This window comes from Tardiphaga sp. (assembly GCF_028290495.1).
In the GTDB taxonomy this organism is placed as follows: domain Bacteria; phylum Pseudomonadota; class Alphaproteobacteria; order Rhizobiales; family Xanthobacteraceae; genus Tardiphaga.
This window is the reverse complement of the sequence record NZ_JAQGJT010000030.1, coordinates 24,309-41,246: the sequence shown is the minus strand read 5'-3', so window position 1 is coordinate 41,246 and position 16,938 is coordinate 24,309. Positions and strand designations below refer to the sequence as shown.

15 protein-coding genes are annotated in these 16,938 nt (G+C 63.5%); 12 read left to right on the top strand and 3 right to left on the bottom strand.

Annotated features, from left to right (window positions below):
• Positions 1-50 precede the first annotated feature (50 nt).
• From era to arsC (JWQ24_RS05820), 5 genes are all read left to right on the top strand, one after another.
• Positions 51-953 carry a GTPase Era gene (gene era / locus JWQ24_RS05840; protein WP_299805576.1) on the top strand — a complete coding sequence of 301 codons (903 nt, stop codon included), beginning with the start codon at positions 51-53 and terminating at the stop codon, positions 951-953.
• 12 nt (positions 954-965) lie between these two features.
• Positions 966-1,385: a hypothetical protein gene (locus tag JWQ24_RS05835; protein ID WP_299805536.1), complete on the top strand. Its 420-nt coding sequence runs from the start codon at positions 966-968 to the stop codon at positions 1,383-1,385.
• A 67-nt stretch (positions 1,386-1,452) separates the two neighbouring features.
• Entirely contained in the window at positions 1,453-2,205 is a 753-nt protein-coding gene (gene recO, locus JWQ24_RS05830) for a DNA repair protein RecO (RefSeq protein ID WP_299805534.1), read from the top strand.
• 60 nt (positions 2,206-2,265) lie between these two features.
• On the top strand, positions 2,266-4,524 hold the full coding sequence (parC, locus tag JWQ24_RS05825) for a DNA topoisomerase IV subunit A (protein WP_299805532.1): 2,259 nt from the start codon (positions 2,266-2,268) through the stop codon (positions 4,522-4,524).
• Between the two features lie 12 nt (positions 4,525-4,536).
• A complete protein-coding gene (gene arsC, locus JWQ24_RS05820; protein ID WP_299805530.1) occupies positions 4,537-4,884 on the top strand; it encodes an arsenate reductase (glutaredoxin) in 348 nt (115 codons plus the stop codon).
• Positions 4,885-4,960: 76 nt separating this feature from the next.
• On the opposite strand, the gene JWQ24_RS05815 is transcribed toward arsC (JWQ24_RS05820), so the two are convergent.
• Both JWQ24_RS05815 and JWQ24_RS05810 read right to left on the bottom strand, forming a co-directional pair.
• Entirely contained in the window at positions 4,961-5,929 is a 969-nt protein-coding gene (locus JWQ24_RS05815; RefSeq protein WP_299805527.1) for an amidohydrolase family protein, read from the bottom strand.
• Positions 5,930-6,173: 244 nt separating this feature from the next.
• The gene (locus tag JWQ24_RS05810) at positions 6,174-7,475 is read right to left on the bottom strand and encodes a hemolysin family protein (protein ID WP_299805524.1); all 1,302 of its coding nucleotides are present in this window, start codon (positions 7,473-7,475) and stop codon (positions 6,174-6,176) included.
• Between the two features lie 342 nt (positions 7,476-7,817).
• Between JWQ24_RS05810 and JWQ24_RS05805 the strand changes: the two genes are divergently transcribed.
• The 3 genes from JWQ24_RS05805 (at position 7,818) to JWQ24_RS05795 (ending at position 13,515) form a co-directional block, all read left to right on the top strand.
• Complete coding sequence (locus JWQ24_RS05805; protein WP_299805574.1) at positions 7,818-8,945, top strand: efflux RND transporter periplasmic adaptor subunit; 1,128 nt, start codon at positions 7,818-7,820, stop codon at positions 8,943-8,945.
• A complete protein-coding gene (locus tag JWQ24_RS05800; RefSeq protein WP_299805521.1) occupies positions 8,942-12,109 on the top strand; it encodes a multidrug efflux RND transporter permease subunit in 3,168 nt (1,055 codons plus the stop codon). The genes JWQ24_RS05805 and JWQ24_RS05800 overlap by 4 nt, the downstream gene beginning before the upstream one ends.
• Positions 12,110-12,255: 146 nt before the next feature.
• Positions 12,256-13,515, top strand: a complete 1,260-nt coding sequence (locus JWQ24_RS05795; RefSeq protein WP_299805519.1) for an adenylate/guanylate cyclase domain-containing protein — start codon at positions 12,256-12,258, stop codon at positions 13,513-13,515.
• Here JWQ24_RS05795 and JWQ24_RS05790 read toward each other — a convergent pair.
• A complete protein-coding gene (locus JWQ24_RS05790; RefSeq protein ID WP_299805517.1) occupies positions 13,512-14,699 on the bottom strand; it encodes an MFS transporter in 1,188 nt (395 codons plus the stop codon). The two genes, JWQ24_RS05795 and JWQ24_RS05790, sit on opposite strands and share 4 nt — an antisense overlap.
• 71 nt (positions 14,700-14,770) lie before the next feature.
• On the opposite strand from JWQ24_RS05790, the gene JWQ24_RS05785 reads away from it, so the two are divergent.
• Genes JWQ24_RS05785 through arsH form a run of 4 tightly spaced genes read left to right on the top strand, consistent with a single transcriptional unit; the run spans position 14,771 to position 16,931 of the window.
• Positions 14,771-15,139 carry a metalloregulator ArsR/SmtB family transcription factor gene (locus JWQ24_RS05785; RefSeq protein ID WP_299805514.1) on the top strand — a complete coding sequence of 123 codons (369 nt, stop codon included), beginning with the start codon at positions 14,771-14,773 and terminating at the stop codon, positions 15,137-15,139.
• On the top strand, positions 15,126-15,821 hold the full coding sequence (locus JWQ24_RS05780; RefSeq protein ID WP_299805511.1) for an MIP/aquaporin family protein: 696 nt from the start codon (positions 15,126-15,128) through the stop codon (positions 15,819-15,821). Before JWQ24_RS05785 ends, JWQ24_RS05780 begins: the two co-directional genes overlap by 14 nt.
• Entirely contained in the window at positions 15,818-16,231 is a 414-nt protein-coding gene (gene arsC, locus JWQ24_RS05775) for an arsenate reductase (glutaredoxin) (RefSeq protein WP_299805509.1), read from the top strand. The genes JWQ24_RS05780 and arsC (JWQ24_RS05775) overlap by 4 nt, the downstream gene beginning before the upstream one ends.
• Entirely contained in the window at positions 16,224-16,931 is a 708-nt protein-coding gene (arsH, locus tag JWQ24_RS05770; RefSeq protein WP_299805506.1) for an arsenical resistance protein ArsH, read from the top strand. The genes arsC (JWQ24_RS05775) and arsH overlap by 8 nt, the downstream gene beginning before the upstream one ends.
• The last annotated feature ends 7 nt before the right edge of the window (positions 16,932-16,938 follow it).

Genomic DNA, 16,938 nt, shown 5'->3' with positions numbered 1-16,938 from the left:
CCGAACACGACGACGAATCCCACACCGAGGCGCATGAGGAAGCTCACGCGATGCCGGCAGACACCCGCTGCGGCTTCGTCGCGCTGATCGGCGCGCCCAATGTCGGCAAGTCCACGCTGGTCAATGCGCTGGTCGGCTCCAAGGTCACGATCGTGTCGCGCAAGGTGCAGACCACGCGCGCGCTGATCCGCGGCATCGTCATCGAGGACCACGCCCAGATCATCCTGGTCGATACGCCCGGCATCTTCCTGCCGAAGCGCCGGCTCGACCGCGCGATGGTCAAGACCGCCTGGAGCGGCGCGCATGACGCCGACCTCGTCTGCATCCTGCTCGACGCCCGCGAGGGTATCGATGAGGAGGCAGAGGCGATCTTCTCCAGGCTCGAACAGGTCAATCATCCGAAATTCCTGGTCATCAACAAGGTCGACATCGTTTCCAAGGAGAAGCTGTTGAAACTGGCGCAGGCCGCCAACGAGCGCATGAAGTTCGTCGAGACTTTCATGATCTCCGCCATGACCGGCGACGGCGTCGACGATCTGCGCAAGCGGCTGGCGAAGGACGTGCCGGACGGCCCGTATCACTACCCCGAAGACCAGATGTCGGACGCGCCGATGCGGCATCTCGCGGCCGAAATTACCCGCGAAAAGATATTCCGCCAGCTGCATCAGGAATTGCCGTATCAGTCGACGGTGGAGACCGACAGCTGGACCGAGCGCAAGGACAAGTCGATCCGCATCGAGCAGACGATCTTTGTCGAGCGCGAAAGCCAGCGCAAGATCGTGCTCGGCAAGGGCGGCGCGACCATCAAGTCGATCGGCGCGGACTCCCGCAAGGAGATCGCCGAGATCGCCGGCGTGCCGGTGCATCTGTTCCTGTTCGTCAAGGTGCGCGAGAACTGGGGCGATGACCCCAACCGCTACCGCGAAATGGGCCTCGAATTCCCGAAAGAATAGCAGTCAGACCTGATGGCGATTTCCAGCAATAATGGTCCGCACAGCTCGTCGAAGAACTTGCCGAAAAACGTCTTCTATTTCGAAGTTCTGCTGTATGCGTCGCTGACGCTCGACGCGGTGTCGATCGCGTTTCAGGACCGTACGAGCGATGCGGGCATGAGCGAGAGCACCGTTCTGGCGGCGAATATCGTCGCCGCCAGCATGCTGCTGCTGTTCGTGTTTCTGGTGAATCTTGCAGCGCGGGGCCGCAAGAGCTGGCCGCGCTGGATGCTGACGGCGTCATTGGTGTTCTCGGTGCTGTCGCTGCTGCAGATTCTGGGCATCTATGGCCTGCAGTTCGACAGCGTGATTGAGATCATCTCCTGCGCGCTGACGGGAGCAGGGCTGTATTACGCCTTCACCGGCGACGCGAAAGACTGGTTCAACGCGTAATCGCCGGCCCTCGCGCAAGGACCGTTCCGGCCTCGCAGCTTTGCCCGCAAGATGGTAAAAGACGGTCATGGAATGGACCGACGAAGGCATCGTGCTAGGGGTGCGCAAGCATGGCGAGTCCTCGGCCATTGTCGAGCTGCTGACCCGCGACCACGGCCGCCATCTCGGCATGGTGCGCGGCGGCGCGGGGTCGAAGATGCGGCCGATGCTGCAGCCCGGCAACAGCGTGCGCGCAACCTGGCGGGCGCGGATCGACGAACAGCTCGGCTATTACCTGATGGAAGCTACAAGGATGCGCGCTGCCACCGTGCTGGCGTCCGGCCATGCGGTCTATGGCGTCACGCATCTGGCGTCACTGGCGCGGCTGCTGCCGGAGCGTGATCCGCATGAGGATATTTACGAGATGCTGGAACGCATCCTGAATGATTTCGACGATGTCAGCGAGGCCGCGATTCACGTTGTGCGCTTCGAGCTGGCGATGCTCACCGAACTCGGCTTCGGGCTCGATCTGGAGAACTGCGCCGCCACGGGCGCCACCACCGATCTGATTTACGTCTCACCAAAGTCCGGTGGCGCGGTGTCGCGGATCGCCGGCGAACCCTGGCGCGACCGCCTGATGCGGCTGCCGCCGTTCTTGCGCGAAAGCGGCGGGGGCGGACAGAACAGCTGGTCCGACCAGGACCTGCAGGACGGCTTCGACCTCACCGGCCGCTTTCTGCTGCGCAACGTGCTGGAACCGCGCGGGAAGGGGCACTCCGATGCCCGCGACGGGTTCATCAATACCGTATTCAGGCATCTGGCGCGTTCGGCTGCTATTTGAACCAAAATGTTGTTCGATTCATTTCTTGCCCCGTAGGCCATCTGACGCTAACCCCTGCGCATGGGAAAAAGACTGATTCCGCCGGAGCCGGCTGAGATCCACGAGGTGATGCTGCGCGACGCGCTCGAGGAGCGTTATCTCGCTTACGCGCTCTCGACCATCATGCATCGCGCATTGCCGGACGCCCGCGACGGGCTGAAGCCGGTGCATCGCCGCATCCTTTACGGTATGCGGCTGCTGCGGCTGGACCCCGGCACGCCGTTCAAGAAATCCGCCAAGATCGTCGGCGACGTGATGGGCTCGTTCCATCCGCACGGCGACCAGTCGATCTATGACGCGCTGGTGCGTCTGGCGCAGGACTTCTCCTCGCGCTATCCGCTGGTCGACGGCCAGGGCAATTTCGGCAATATCGACGGCGATAGCGCTGCGGCCTACCGCTACACCGAAGCGCGGATGACCGATGTCGCCCGCCTGCTGCTGGAGGGGATCGACGAGGACGCCGTCGAGCTGCGCCCGAACTATGACGGCCAGACCAAAGAGCCCTCGGTGCTGCCGGGCGGCTTCCCGAACCTGCTGGCGAACGGATCGCAGGGCATTGCCGTCGGCATGGCCACCGCGATTCCGCCGCACAACGCCGCTGAACTGTGCGACGCCGCGCTGCATCTGATCGAGAAGCCGGACGCCAAGTCGAAGGCGCTGCTGCGCTGGGTCAAGGGTCCGGATTTCCCGACTGGCGGCATCATCATCGATTCCAAGGAGAGCATCGCCGAGGCCTACGCGACCGGGCGCGGCTCGTTCCGCACCCGCGCCAAGTGGCACCTGGAGGAGGGCGCCCGCGGCATGTGGACCGTGGTCGTCACCGAGATCCCCTGGCTAGTGCAAAAGTCTCGGCTGATCGAGAAGATCGCCGAATTGCTCAACGACAAGAAGCTGCCGCTGCTCGGCGACATCCGCGATGAGTCCGCCGAGGACGTCCGCATCGTCATCGAGCCGAAATCGAAGACGGTCGACCCCGAACTGGTGATGGAATCGCTGTTCCGGCTCACCGAGCTCGAGAGCAAGATCCCGCTGAACCTCAACGTGCTGGTCAAGGGCCGCATCCCCAAGGTGCTCGGCCTCGCCGAAGTCTTGCGTGAATGGCTCGACCACTTGCGCGACGTGCTGCTGCGCCGCTCCAACTACCGCAAGGGCCAGATCGAGCACCGCCTCGAAGTGCTCGGCGGCTATCTGATCGCGTACCTGAACATCGACAAGGTGATCAAGATCATCCGCACCGAGGATGAGCCGAAGCCCGTGCTGATGAAGGCGTTCACGCTGACGGACATCCAGGCCGAAGCGATCCTCAACATGCGGCTGCGCAGTTTGCGCAAGTTGGAAGAATTCGAGATCCGCACTGAGGACAAGAAGCTTCGCGACGAGCTGAAGGGCATCAACGCGATCCTGAAGTCCGAGACCGAGCAGTGGGGCAAGGTCGGCGAGCAGGTGCGCCGTGTGCGCGACCTGTTCGGGCCGAAGACGCCGCTCGGCAAGCGCCGCACCATGTTTGCGGACGCACCGGAGCACGATCTGGCTGCGCTGGAAGAGTCGCTGGTCGAGCGAGAGCCGGTCACGGTGATCATTTCCGACAAGGGCTGGGTGCGTACGCTGAAGGGCCACGTCGCCGACACGTCCGGCCTCGTGTTCAAGACCGACGACAAACTCGACAAGGCGTTCTTTGCCGAGACCACCTCCAAGCTGATGCTGCTGGCCACCAATGGCCGGTTCTACGCGCTGGATGTGTCGAAGCTGCCTGGCGGTCGCGGCCATGGCGAGCCGATCCGCATGTTCATCGACATGGAAGGCGACGCCGCCATCGTCTCGCTGTTCGTGCACAAGGGCGGCCGCAAGTTCCTGATCGCCAGCCATGACGGCCAGGGCTTCATGGTCAACGAGGATGATTGCGTCGGCAACACCCGCAAGGGCAAGCAGATCCTCAATGTCGAGATGCCGAACGAGGCGCGGGCGCTGACGGTGGTCGCAGAAGGCAGCGACCAGGTCGCCGTCATCGGCACCAACCACAAGATGGTGATCTTCCCGCTCGCTGACGTGCCGGAGATGACGCGAGGCCGCGGCGTGCGGCTGCAGAAATACACCGGCGCGGGCCTGTCGGACGTCGCCACCTTCAATGCGAAGGAAGGTCTGAGCTGGAAGGATTCAGCGGGTCGCGAGCGCTCGATGACCTGGAAGGAACTGGCCGACTGGCGCGGCAATCGCGCCGATGCCGGCCGCATGGCGACCGGACTGCCGACGTCGAACAAGTTCGGCCGGGTGATCGAGTAGACATCGCCCGCGATGACGATCACCATCTTTCACAATCCGGCCTGCGGGACATCGCGCAACACGCTTGCGATGATCCGGCAGAGAGGGGTGGAGCCGATGGTGGTCGACTATCTGAAGTCCCCGCCGGATCGTGAGCAACTGGTTGCGCTGATCGACGCCATCGGTGGCGGCGCGCGGGCACTGTTGCGCGACAAGGAGCGGATCTATGGCGAGCTTGGGCTCGGCGATCCCTCGCTCGGCGACGACGCCCTGATCGACGCCATCCTTGCGCATCCGGTCCTGATGAACCGGCCGATCGTCACGACACCGAAGGGCACGCGACTGTGCCGCCCGGCGGACATGGTGCTTGAGCTGCTGTAGCTACAAGGATTGTGTCCCGGACGCGGTGCGGCGCTGTTGGCGCCGCTCCGCAGAGCCGGGTACGGGCAGACGTCGATCACCCCACCGGGGCAAATTTGAACAGTCGTTCCGGGTTGGTCACCAGCAGCTTGCGCTGGACCGCGGCGTCCGGCGCATAGAGCGGGATCAGGTCCACCAGCGTGCCGTCATTGGGCATGATCTTGACATTCGGATGCGGCCAGTCGGTGCCCCACAGCACGCGGTCGGGCGCGTTATCGATCAGCTGTTTCGCGAACGGCACGGAATCGTGGAACGGCGCGCCGCCGGCCGAGGCACGTTCGAGGCCGGTGATCTTCATCCAGCACTTGTCGTCGCTGGCCTGCAGTTCGAGCAGCGCCTTGAACTCGGGATCGTCGAGCCCCTTGGCGGCGCTGATGGTGCCCATGTGATCGACCACGTAGGTGACCGGAAGCGCCTTCAGGATCGGCGTGAATTCGCGGATCGTTCCGGCTTCCAGATAGACATCGACGTGCCAGCCGATCGCGGCAACGCGATCGACCAGGGTGCGGAACACCTTCATGTCGCCGACGCCGCCCAGCCGTTTCACGAAGGCGAAGCGGCAGGCGCGGATACCCGCTTTGTCCAGCGCCAGCAGTTCGGCATCCGTCATCGCGTTGTTGACGTTGGCGACGCCGCGATACTTGCCGTCGCTTTGCGCGATGGCGTCGGTAACGACGCGGTTGTCGAAGCCGTGCACGGTCGCATTGACGATGACAGCGCGCTCGACGCCGATGTCGGCGTGAAGCTTGCGAAACATTTCCAGCGAAGCATCGGGCGGCGAGTAAGGGCGGGTCGGCGAAAACGGATAGACCGCGGCGGGGCCGAAAATATGCGTATGGGTGTCAACGCTTCCAGCGGGCGCGCGAAATGTCGGCGGCGTCGTATTGAGATCCGGGCCGGCGATCTTGGGAATGGACGCCTCGTCAGCGGCGAAAGAGTTCCGGTTGCCGATGGCAGTTGTCAGGCCGAGCGTCGCCATGCCGGCGAGTACGTCGCGTCGAAGCATTCCTCATCTCCCTTGGTGTACCTCGAACGCTTTGGAGCCTGCACAACACCGCAGACGGTGAGCGGCAGCCTGAGCGTTTCGCTTGAGGCAGTCTTGTTGCTGACCGCTGCACCTGATGCGCAACGGCCTTTATGCGGGCAGAGGTAGCGGGGTGCTATTTATGAGGCAAATGAAATATCTTGGATAATAATGCGGTCGTCTTCATATGTGATGGGTGCGTGCTTTGAATGAGGCGATGCGCGCCTCACCCCAGCGCGATTTCCTCCGCGTGGTTCGCCAGCACCTTGTCGATGCGGCGGCCGTCGAGATCCATCACTTCGAAACGCCAGGCGTGAGCCACAACGTGGTCGCCGACATCGGGGATCTTGCCGAATTCCTGCAGCAGGAATCCCGCGAAAGTCTGGTACGGCCGCTGCTGCAGCGGCAGTTCGATGTTGAGCAATGCGGCGAATTCGATCGCCGGCATCCAGCCGGAGATCAGGTAACTGCCGTCTTCGCGTTGGTGAAAGGCGGGTTCGGCCGGACCATCCTCGGTGTGGAACGAGCCGACGATCGATTCCAGGATATCGGCCGACGTCACCACGCCCTGGAACACGCCGTATTCGTCGTGAACGAGCCCCATATGCACCGGCGAGTCCCTGAGGATTGCGACAACGTCGCGGGCGTCCACCGAATCCGGGATCACCGGCGCTTCGCGAACCAGCGCGCGCAAGTCCGGCGTCTGACCGGTGAGGTAGACATCAAGCACGTCCTTGGCCCGGATGATGCCGATCGCGGAGTCGCCATCGCCGTCGAACACCGCGAAGCGCGAATGATTGCTGCCGGAAATCACCGCATGGATGTCGGCGATCCCGTCGGCAAGGTCGATCATGGATACTTCGTGGCGCGGCGTCATCATCGCGCCGACCGGGAGATCGCCGAGCCGCATCACGCCGGCGATCATTTCCTTCTCGCCGGGCTCGAGCACGCCGGCGGTCTCCGCCTCCGTGACCAGCGTGCGGATTTCATCCTCGCTGATTTTTTCCTCGGCCTCGCCGCGGTGCCCGAGCAGCCACAGAAGCGCCTTGCCGGATCTGTCGAGCAACCACACCAGCGGCAATGACACTTTCGCCAGCATCACCATTGCGGGCGCAACGCGTACTGCTACGGCCTCCGGATCGCGCAGGGCGATCTGCTTCGGCACCAGTTCGCCGACGATGAGCGAGGCGTAGGTGATGATGCTGACCACGATGCCGACGCCGAGCGTATCGGCTAGCGTTTTGGATACACCGAGTTCGAGCAGCAAGTCGGTCAGGCGCAGCCCCAGCGTGGCGCCGGAAATCGCGCCGGACAGCACGCCGATCAGCGTGATACCGATCTGCACGGTGGATAGGAACTTGCCGGGATCGGACGCCAGCGCCAGTGCGCGGCGCGAACCCCTGACGCCTTTCTCGACAAGGCCGGCGAGCCGGGCCGGGCGGGATGACACGATCGCCAGCTCCGACATCGAGAGCAGGCCGTTGACGACGATCAGGACCGCGACGATCCCGAGTTCGAGAGATAACACGCGTTTTCCTTTATGGATGAAGGGGCTGCATCCTAGCGTATTATCCGGCCGCTGCCCACGGGTCGGCTTCGCGCTCCTGACGCGCGCGTTTGCAGCCCAGGCGACCAGGTTTGTTTCAAATGCTGCGGATCGCCCCATTGTGCGCAAGCACAGGTCGGTTTGGTGGCGCTGCATTATATTTGTACTTGAAGCAGGCCGCAGATGTACCAATATCAATGTTCACCGTGCGCTAGCGTTAGCGGGGGTTGTGTTTTGGAAAATTCCGAGAAGCTGTCACGATTTCGTGACGACGCTATTCGACGTTGTGGGCTATCGCCGGGTGCTATGGTGCTGGCGCTGTTGATGCTCGCAGGCTGCGGCAAGAAGGAAGAAGCGGCGGCGCCCCCGCCGCCGACCGTGACGGTCGCGCCGCCGACCAAGCGCCTCACCACCGACTGGGATGAATTTACCGGTCGCTTCGATGCGGTTCAGCAGGTGCAGGTGCGCGCGCGCGTCACCGGTTTTGTCACCAACGTGGCGTTTGTCGATGGCGCGGTCGTCAAAACAGGCGATCTGCTATATGAGATCGACCCTCGGCAATATGAAGCCGCCGCCGAACAGGCGCAGGGCCAGCTCGACGACGCCAAGGCCAAAGTACTGCTGGCACAGCGCGAGCTCGACCGCGCTGCCACACTGATCAAGACCCAGGCCATCTCCGAGAACATCGTCGATCAGCGCGCCCAGTCGTTGTCCGCTGCGCAGGCCTTGGTGCTGCAGGCCGACGGTGCGCTGAAGCAGGCGCAACTGAATGTCGAATATACCAAGGTGGTCGCGCCGATCGATGGTCGCGTCAGTCGCCATCTGGTCTCCGTCGGCAATCTCGTGCAGGGCAGTGAATCCGGCGCGACGCTGCTGACGTCGATCGTCTCGATCTCGCCGATCTATGTCTATTTCGACATGGACGAGACAACCTATCAGCGCAACAGCCGGCTGTGGTTCGAAGGCAAGCGGCCGAGTTCGCGTGATACGCCCAATCCCGTCGAGATCACGCTGGTCGGCGAGACCAAGCCGTCGCACACCGGCGAGATGGACTTCCTCGACAACCGCCTTGATGCCGGCACCGGCACGTTGCGTGGTCGCGCTGTCGTCGACAACACGGACCAGTCGATCCTGCCCGGCCAGTTCGGGCGCATCCGCGTGATTGCCAGTGGCCAATACGAAGCGCTGTTGATTCCAGACGCCGCGGTCGCCACCGACCAGTCGCGCAAGATCGTGATGGTAGTTAAGCCTGACGATACGGTGGAAGCGCGGCCGGTCACGCTCGGCCCGCTGGACCGCGGCCTGCGGGTGATCCGCGACGGCCTCAAGCCCGATGACCGTGTGATCATCGATGGACTGCAACGCGCGCGGGTCGGCGCCAAGGTGACGCCGAAGGCGGCTGCCCAAGCGACGCCTGCCGCGGCCGCTCCAACCGCTGGCGCCAAGCCATGAACCTCGGCAGCCTCTCCATTAACAGGCCTATCCTCGCGATGGTGCTGTCGATCGTGCTGCTGATCGTCGGCGCGCTGGCCTATACAACGTTGCCGGTCGCGGAGTATCCGCAGGTGGCTCCGCCCACCGTGGTGATCACCACGCAATATCCCGGCGCCTCCGCGCAGACGGTGTCGGACACCGTCGCGACGCCGATCGAGCAGGAGATCAACGGCGTCGAGGACATGCTGTACATGTACAGCCAGGCCACGTCGAACGGCCAGCTCAACATCACCGTGACTTTCAAGCTCGGCACCGATCTGGACAAGGCGCAGGTGCTGGTGCAGAACCGCGTCGCGATCGCGCAGCCGCGGCTGCCGGAAGAGGTGCAACGCGTCGGCGTCGTCACCCGCAAGAACAGTCCGGACCTGCTGATGGTCGTGTTCATGCTGTCGCCCGACGACACCTACGACCAGCTCTACATTTCCAACTACGCGCTGCGTCAGGTCCGCGACCAGTTGCTGCGGCTCGACGGCGTAGGCGACATCACCATCTTCGGTGCGCGCGACTATTCGATGCGGCTTTGGCTCGATCCCGACAAGATTGCCACGCTCGGCCTGACCGCGGGCGAGGTGATCGCCGCGGTGCGTGCGCAGAATTTGCAAATTGCCGGCGGTCAGATCGCCGAACCGCCGATCACCGATCGCGCCTTCGCACCGAACCTGATCTTTACCGGCCGTCTGAAGGATATCAGGCAATTCGAGAACATCGTCATCAAGGCAGGCGCTGAGGGCCGCACCACGCGGCTGCGCGATGTCGCGCGCATCGAGCTCGGCGCGCTGGCTTATGCCACCAACAGCTTCCTGTTGAAGAAGCCGGCGATCGGCCTCGCTGTCTCGCAGCGCCCGGGATCGAACGCGCTTGGCACGGCCAAAGCGGTGTCCGACACGATGGCGCGGCTGAAGCAGGATTTCCCGAAAGGGCTTGAATACAATATCGGCTACAACCCGACCGAGTTCATCGCGCAGTCAGTCTCCGAACTGATCAAGACGATCTACGAAGCGATGGCGCTAGTGGTCGTCGTCGTGCTGGTCTTCCTGCAGGGCTGGCGTCCGGCGATCATTCCGATCATCGCTATCCCGGTGTCGCTGGTCGGTACCTTCGCAGTCATGGCGGCGCTGGGATTTTCGATCAACAACCTCACTCTGTTCGGCCTCGTGCTGGCGGTCGGCATCGTGGTCGACGACGCCATCGTCGTGGTTGAGAATGTCGAGCGGCATTTGTCGGAAGGCAAGAGCAGGCGTGACGCGGCGTTGCGGACGATGGAGGAGGTCGGCGGCGCGCTGGTCTCGATCGCGCTAGTGCTGTGTGCGGTGTTCGTGCCGACTGCCTTCATCGGCGGCATTTCCGGACAGTTCTTCCAGCAATTCGCCATCACCATCGCGGTCGCCACGGCGATCTCCTGCTTCTGTTCACTGACGCTGTCGCCGGCATTGGCGTCGTTGATCCTGACGCCGCATCACGAGAAGCGCGAACCGGCGCGCTGGAATGTTCTGGCGCGTGGCTGGGGTGCCTTCACCGGCGCGTTCAATCGCGGCTTTGACAGACTGTCGCACGGCTACGGCACCGCCGCGGGGTGGGTCATCAAGCATTCGGCGGTCATGCTGCTGATCTATGTGGTGCTGATCGGTTCGGCCGGCTGGCTGGTCTATTCGACGCCGCAGGGCTTCATTCCGGCGCAGGACCGCGGCTACGTCATCGTCGTCGTGCAATTGCCCGGCGCGTCGTCGCTGACCCGTACTACCGAGATCGTCCGCGAGATCGAGCGCATCGCGCTGGAGGTGCCGGGTGTCGTCAGGGTGCCGTCCTTCGCCGGCTTCAACGGCGCGACGCGTACCCAGGCCAGCAATGCCGCTGCCTTGTTTCCGGTATTCGACGATGCCGAGGAGCGCGCCAAGCATGGCCTGACCGCCAACGGCATCACCGCCGAATTGCGCAAGCGCCTCGCTGCGATTCAAGGTGCGGTCGTGATCGTGGTGCCGCCACCCGCGGTGCCGGGCATCGGCACCGGCGGCGGCTTTGCGATGCGCATCCTCGACAACCAGGGCAGGGGCGCCGACCTGCTGGCGGCGGCGACCGACGAACTCGTCAACGCCGCACGCAAGGCGCCCGGCCTCACCGCGGTGTTCTCGCCTTTCACCGCCAATACGCCGCAGGTGTTCGTCGAGGTCGATCGCCAGAGGGCGCAGATGCTCAACGTGCCCGTGCAGAACGTCACCGACGCGATCGAGACCTATTTCGGCTCCTCCTATGTCAACGACTTCAACATCCTCGGCCGCACCTATCACGTCACCGCGCAGGCCGACTTGCCGTTCCGCAAGGAGACCTCTGATCTGGCGCGACTGCAGACCCGCAACACCGACGGCAACATGGTGCTGCTCGGCAGCGTCATCAATTTCAGGGATACTGCAGGTCCGGACCGTGTGGCGCGCTACAATCTCTATCCGGCGTCCGAAATCCAGGGTGACACGCTGCCCGGCGTCTCGTCTGCGACGGCGCTGGCGACGATGAAGAAGCTCGCCGACGACACGTTGCCGAGCGGATTCACGTTTGAATGGACCGACCTGTCGTACCAGCAGGCCACCGGCGGCAATTCCGGGCTCTACGTGTTTCCGATCTGCGTGCTGTTCGTATTCCTGGTGCTGGCCGCGCAATATGGCAGCTGGTCGCTGCCCTTCGCGGTGATCCTGATCGTGCCGATGTGCCTGCTCGCCGCCACCATCGGCGTCCGCATCATGGGGCAGGACATCAACATCCTGACCCAGATCGGCTTCGTTGTGCTGGTCGGCCTTGCCGCCAAGAACGCGATCCTCATTGTGGAATTCGCGCGCGACATCGAGTACGAGGGCAGGCCACAGCTCGAGGCCGTGATCGAGGCCTGCCGGCTGCGCATTCGGCCGATCCTGATGACGTCGTTCGCTTTCATTCTCGGCGTGCTGCCGCTGGTGATCTCGTCCGGCTCCGGCTCCGAAATGCGTCAGGCGGTCGGCGTCGCGGTGTTCTTCGGCATGCTCGGCGTGACGTTGTTCGGACTGATCTTTACGCCGATCTTCTACATTCTGATCCGCCGGCTGTTTCCGGGCTCGGTGGTGATTAGCCAAAAAGGGAGGGGCGAGCATATCTGAGCCAACGCGCGCCCCAGTCTCCATCCAGGCGGCGCGCTCTTGTGCGCGTGTCGAAGGATGGGTGTAGGGTATGCAATCCTTCATCCTGATGGTTCGGGACGGCGCGGTGACGCTGCCTTACCTTGGGTGTGCGTCCGGAATGATTGATGAACACGATACGACGCCTCGAATTGATGAACTGGCTGGCCAGCGCCGGGCTCACCGCGTTGCCGGAAAACGACCTGATCCGCGGCTTTTGTGAGCGCGCCCGCGACGGCGGCGTGCAGATCTCGCGCGGCCTTGTCTTCATCGACACGCTGCATCCGATTTTCGAGGGGCGCGGCTTTCGTTGGAACGACACTGAGACCAATGAGAGCGACGCCTTCGAATACGGATCGACCGACCAGGGCGAGGCGGCCGCCAATTGGCGGCGCTCGGCGTTTTTCTACATGCTGGAAAACGGCCATGACGAGCTGCAGATCAGCGTAGCGGACATCGACAGTCAGCAATTCTCGATCATGGGGGACTTCGTCAACAGCGGTCACAAGCACTGTATCGCCTTCGTGCACCGTTTCGGTGAGGCCGGCTCAATGGGCCAAATGGATTGCCTGTATTCGTACTGGGCGACGCGTCGCGACGACGGCTTCAGCGCGCCGGAACTGGCGGCGCTGCGTGATCTGGTCCCTGTGCTCGGCCTCGCTATCAAATCCGCTGCGCAGGCAGAGATCGCGCGCACGCTCGGCCGTGTCTATCTCGGCCGCGACGCCGCCGAACAGGTGCTGCGCGGAAAAATCAGCCGCGGCGTCACCGAGCGCATCAAGGCGGTGCTGTGGTTTTCCGACCTGCGCGGCTCCACGGGGATCAGCGAGAAGATCGGTCCCGACGAAATCATCCCGTTCCTCAACGACTATGCGGAAGCCTCGATCGCCGCGATCCACGATTCCGGCGGCGACGTGCTGAAGCTGATCGGCGACGGCGTGCTGGCGATGTTCACCCATGAGGACATGGGCCATGCCAAGCACTGCGCGCTGCGCGCCGAGCACCAGTTTCGCCGCAATATGATTGAGCTCAACGAACGGCGCGAAGCCGATGGCCGCCCGGTCACCACGGCCTATGTCGGCCTGCATGTCGGCGAGGTGTTCTACGGCAATATCGGCAGCGACGACCGGCTGGATTTCACCGTGGTCGGGCCTGCGGTCAACGAGGTCAGCCGCATCGCCTCGATGTGCTCCTCGGTCGATCGGCCGCTGCTGGCTTCGGAGGCTTTTCGCGGTGGCCTCGATGCCGCCGGCCGTGCGCATCTCGTCTCCACCGGCCGGTTTGCGCTGCGCGGCATCGGCGGCGCGCAGCATCTCTACACGCTCGATCCCGACATTGCTGCAGATGAGGTGGTGCGCGGCAAATATGAGCGCTATCTGGCGGGTTAGGGCCGGGCGTCGCTGTCCGGCGTGGCCTTCGTCCGCGGCGGCCTCGTGCGCAGCAGGCACAACGCGAGTAACGCGGATAGGCTCAGCGCAGAGGACACGATTAGCACGCGGCTGCCGATCACGTCGATCAGCAGGCCGAACGCCAGCGGCGCTGCCGCCTGCGCCATCCGCGCGGGGGCGCCAAGCAGGCCGAGGCGATAGCCGTAATTTTCGGAGCCGAAGATCGCCAGCGGCAGCGTGCCGCGTGCGATCGTGAGGATGCCGTTGCCCGCGCCGTGGAACAGCGCGAACACGCCGGCTGCGCCGCCGCCGGCCAGTGCGAGGATGCCGACGCCAACAGGGTGCGTCAGGCAGGCCAGTCGCGTCGAGACCAGCGGATGATAGCGACTGAGGAAGCCGGCCTCGATGATGCGCGCCAACACCTGTGCCGGGCCGATCAGCATGCCGGCGGTGATCGCCTGCAGCGGCGTCGCGCCAGCGGCTTCCATGATGCGCGGCAGATGCGCCGCCATTGCGCCGGTGACGCTCCAGGCTGCTGCGAAGGCGAAGGCCAGCAGGATCATGCTGCGGTCGATCGGCAGATGAGGCTTCACCGCGACGACCGCGGCGGCCTTGGCGCCCTTCACCGCGGGCAGGAAGATCAGGTTGAGCGGAAGCCCGATCAGGATATGGGCGGCGGCCCACGCAAAGCAGGTCTCGCGCCAGCCGATGGTTTGCAGGCCCCAGGCGGTCAGCGGCCAGCCGATCGTGCTGGCCAACCCGGCGAGCAGCGTGATCCCGGTGATCGAGCGCCGTGCCTGATCGCCATAGATACGGCCGAGGGTTGCGAAGGCGGCGTCGTACAGTCCAAGCCCCATGCCGACGCCGAGCAGCAGCCACGCCACGATCAGCACCGGGATCGAGCCGGCGAGGCCCAGCACGGCCAGTCCCGCCGCCAGGATGATGTTGGATGCCGACAGCACCTGACGGCCGCCGAACAGGTCGATCTGCCGGCCGACGCGCGGACCGAGCAGCGCCGAGATCACCAGCGATGCGGAAAACGCCGCGAACAGCCAGTTGCTGGAGATACCCAGATCATGCGCGATCGGATCGGCGAGGATCGCGGGCAAATAGTAGCTCGACGCCCAGGCCAGCGTCTGCGTGGTGCCGAGGGCGAGGATAATGGGTAACTGGCGCGGGGGCATTCGGTCGTAATTCCTGTCGTCCGAGTCGGGTTAGATTGACAGCTAAATCATATATCGATAATTCTGGATATATGGAATCAGATGAAATCATTCTCTCCCTGACGGCGCTGGCGCAGTCGACGCGGCTCGACGTGTTTCGGCTGCTGGTGAAGCACGAGCCGGAAGGCCTTGCGGCAGGAGATATCGCCACGGCGTTAGCCGTGCCGCAGAACACCATGTCATCGCATCTGGCGATCCTCTCCCGTGCCGGGTTGGTGATCGGCGAGCGTCACGGCCGCTCGATTGTCTATCGCGCGGCGCTGTCGCATCTCGGGGACGTCGTCAATTTTCTGATCGCGGATTGCTGCGGCGGCCGCATGGATATTCGTGCGCCTCTGGTAGAGAGTCTCAGGTCATGCTGCGAGCCGGCCGTGAAGAAGCGGTCCCGTGCCGGTGTTTGACCTGCGCCGCCGTCTGGTCGCGGAGACCCTCGGCACCGCGCTTCTGGTTGCCACTGTGGTCGGCTCCGGCATCATGGCGGAAAATCTCACGCGGGACATGGCGCTCGCGCTGCTTGCCAACACGATGGCTACCGGCGCGATCCTCGTCGTGCTGATCAGTCTGCTCGGGCCGATATCCGGCGCGCATTTCAACCCGGTTGTGACGCTGGTGTTCGCGTTCAATCGCGAGCTGCCGGTGCGGGATGCCTTGCTTTACGTCGTGGCGCAGATCTGTGGCGGCATTGTCGGGACCCTTGTCGCGCATGCTATGTTTGAACTGCCTCTGCTGCAGAGTTCGCTGAAGATCCGCAGCGGCTATGCGCAATGGCTTGCCGAGGCAGTCGCGACGTTCGGCCTGATCGCGACCATTCTTGCCGGGCGGCGTTTTTCCCGCGCGTCCTTGCCGGCGCTGGTCGCGCTCTATATCGCGGCGGCCTACTGGTTCACCGCATCGACCAGCTTTGCCAATCCGGCGGTGGCGATAGCGCGGTCGTTGAGTAATACGTTTTCCGGCATACGCATGCAGGACGTGCCGGGTTTTATCGCTGCGGAGTGTTGCGGCGCCGTGATCGCGTGGGCGCTGCTGAACTGGTTGTTGCGTGAACCGGTCATGGAAGAAGCCACCAAAGGAGCGCGCATATGACGGTCACGATCTATCACAATCCCGGCTGCGGCACCTCGCGCAACACGCTGGCGATGATCCGCGCCTGTGGCGAGGCGCCCGTCGTGATCGAATATCTAAAGAGCCCGCCGGATCGCGCGCGTCTCGCAGGTCTTGTTCATGCGATGGGCGTCTCCGTTCGTGCGCTGTTGCGCGAAAAAGGCACGCCCTATGCGGAGCTTGGCCTCGCCGATCCCTTGCTGAGTGACGACCAGTTGATCGACGCGATGCTCGCCCATCCGATCTTGATCAATCGGCCGATCGTCGAGACACCGAAGGGAACGAGGCTCTGCCGGCCTTCCGAACTCGTCCTCGATTTGCTCGAAAATCCGGTTTCATCCTTCGTCAAGGAAGACGGCGAGGTAGTCGTCAGAGTAGTTTCACATGATTGACCTGCCGAATATCGATTCAGATTGTTTTGCAATTCCCGATGTGGGGTCTCTGCGTCCGCCCATGTTTCGGCACCGGCCGCGAATTTTGCTGCTCTATGGCTCGTTGCGCGAGCGCTCGTTCAGCCGGTTGCTGACACAGGAGGCGGCGCGTCTTCTTGAGGCGCTTGGTGCGGACACCAGGATCTTCAATCCGTCAGGGCTGCCATTGCCAGATGATGCGCCGGTGGATCACCCCAAGGTGCAGGAGTTGCGCGCGCTGTCGGCGTGGTCCGAAGGCCAGGTCTGGTCGAGCCCGGAGCGTCATGGCGCGATGACCGGAATCATGAAGGCGCAGATCGACTGGATCCCGCTTTCGCTCGGCGCGGTCCGGCCGACCCAGGGCAAGACGCTGGCGGTGATGCAGGTCAGTGGTGGCTCGCAATCGTTCAACGCTATCAATCAGCTACGTGTGCTCGGCCGCTGGATGCGGATGATCACCATTCCGAACCAATCCTCGGTCGCCAAGGCCTATGAGCAGTTCGACGATCACGGTCTCATGAAGCCATCGGTCTATTACGACCGCGTTGTCGATGTGATGGAAGAACTGCTGAAGTTCACCCTGCTGACACGGGACGCATCCGCGTATCTCACCGATCGCTACAGCGAACGGAAGGAAGACGCCGCACGGGCGTCAGCGCGGGTGCGTTTGGGCGCGCATTGATAAAAAA

What these genes read in the sequence shown, in the direction of transcription:
- era (WP_299805576.1), top strand. Translation starts at nt 51, where the DNA reads ATGCCGGCAGACACCCGCTGCGGCTTCGTCGCGCTGATCGGCGCGCCC.
- JWQ24_RS05835 (WP_299805536.1), top strand. Translation starts at nt 966, where the DNA reads ATGGCGATTTCCAGCAATAATGGTCCGCACAGCTCGTCGAAGAACTTG.
- recO (WP_299805534.1), top strand. Translation starts at nt 1,453, where the DNA reads ATGGAATGGACCGACGAAGGCATCGTGCTAGGGGTGCGCAAGCATGGC.
- parC (WP_299805532.1), top strand. Translation starts at nt 2,266, where the DNA reads ATGGGAAAAAGACTGATTCCGCCGGAGCCGGCTGAGATCCACGAGGTG.
- arsC (WP_299805530.1), top strand. Translation starts at nt 4,537, where the DNA reads ATGACGATCACCATCTTTCACAATCCGGCCTGCGGGACATCGCGCAAC.
- JWQ24_RS05815 (WP_299805527.1), bottom strand. Translation starts at nt 5,929, where the DNA reads ATGCTTCGACGCGACGTACTCGCCGGCATGGCGACGCTCGGCCTGACA.
- JWQ24_RS05805 (WP_299805574.1), top strand. Translation starts at nt 7,818, where the DNA reads ATGCTCGCAGGCTGCGGCAAGAAGGAAGAAGCGGCGGCGCCCCCGCCG.
- JWQ24_RS05800 (WP_299805521.1), top strand. Translation starts at nt 8,942, where the DNA reads ATGAACCTCGGCAGCCTCTCCATTAACAGGCCTATCCTCGCGATGGTG.
- JWQ24_RS05795 (WP_299805519.1), top strand. Translation starts at nt 12,256, where the DNA reads ATGAACACGATACGACGCCTCGAATTGATGAACTGGCTGGCCAGCGCC.
- JWQ24_RS05790 (WP_299805517.1), bottom strand. Translation starts at nt 14,699, where the DNA reads ATGCCCCCGCGCCAGTTACCCATTATCCTCGCCCTCGGCACCACGCAG.
- JWQ24_RS05785 (WP_299805514.1), top strand. Translation starts at nt 14,771, where the DNA reads ATGGAATCAGATGAAATCATTCTCTCCCTGACGGCGCTGGCGCAGTCG.
- arsC (WP_299805509.1), top strand. Translation starts at nt 15,818, where the DNA reads ATGACGGTCACGATCTATCACAATCCCGGCTGCGGCACCTCGCGCAAC.
- arsH (WP_299805506.1), top strand. Translation starts at nt 16,224, where the DNA reads ATGATTGACCTGCCGAATATCGATTCAGATTGTTTTGCAATTCCCGAT.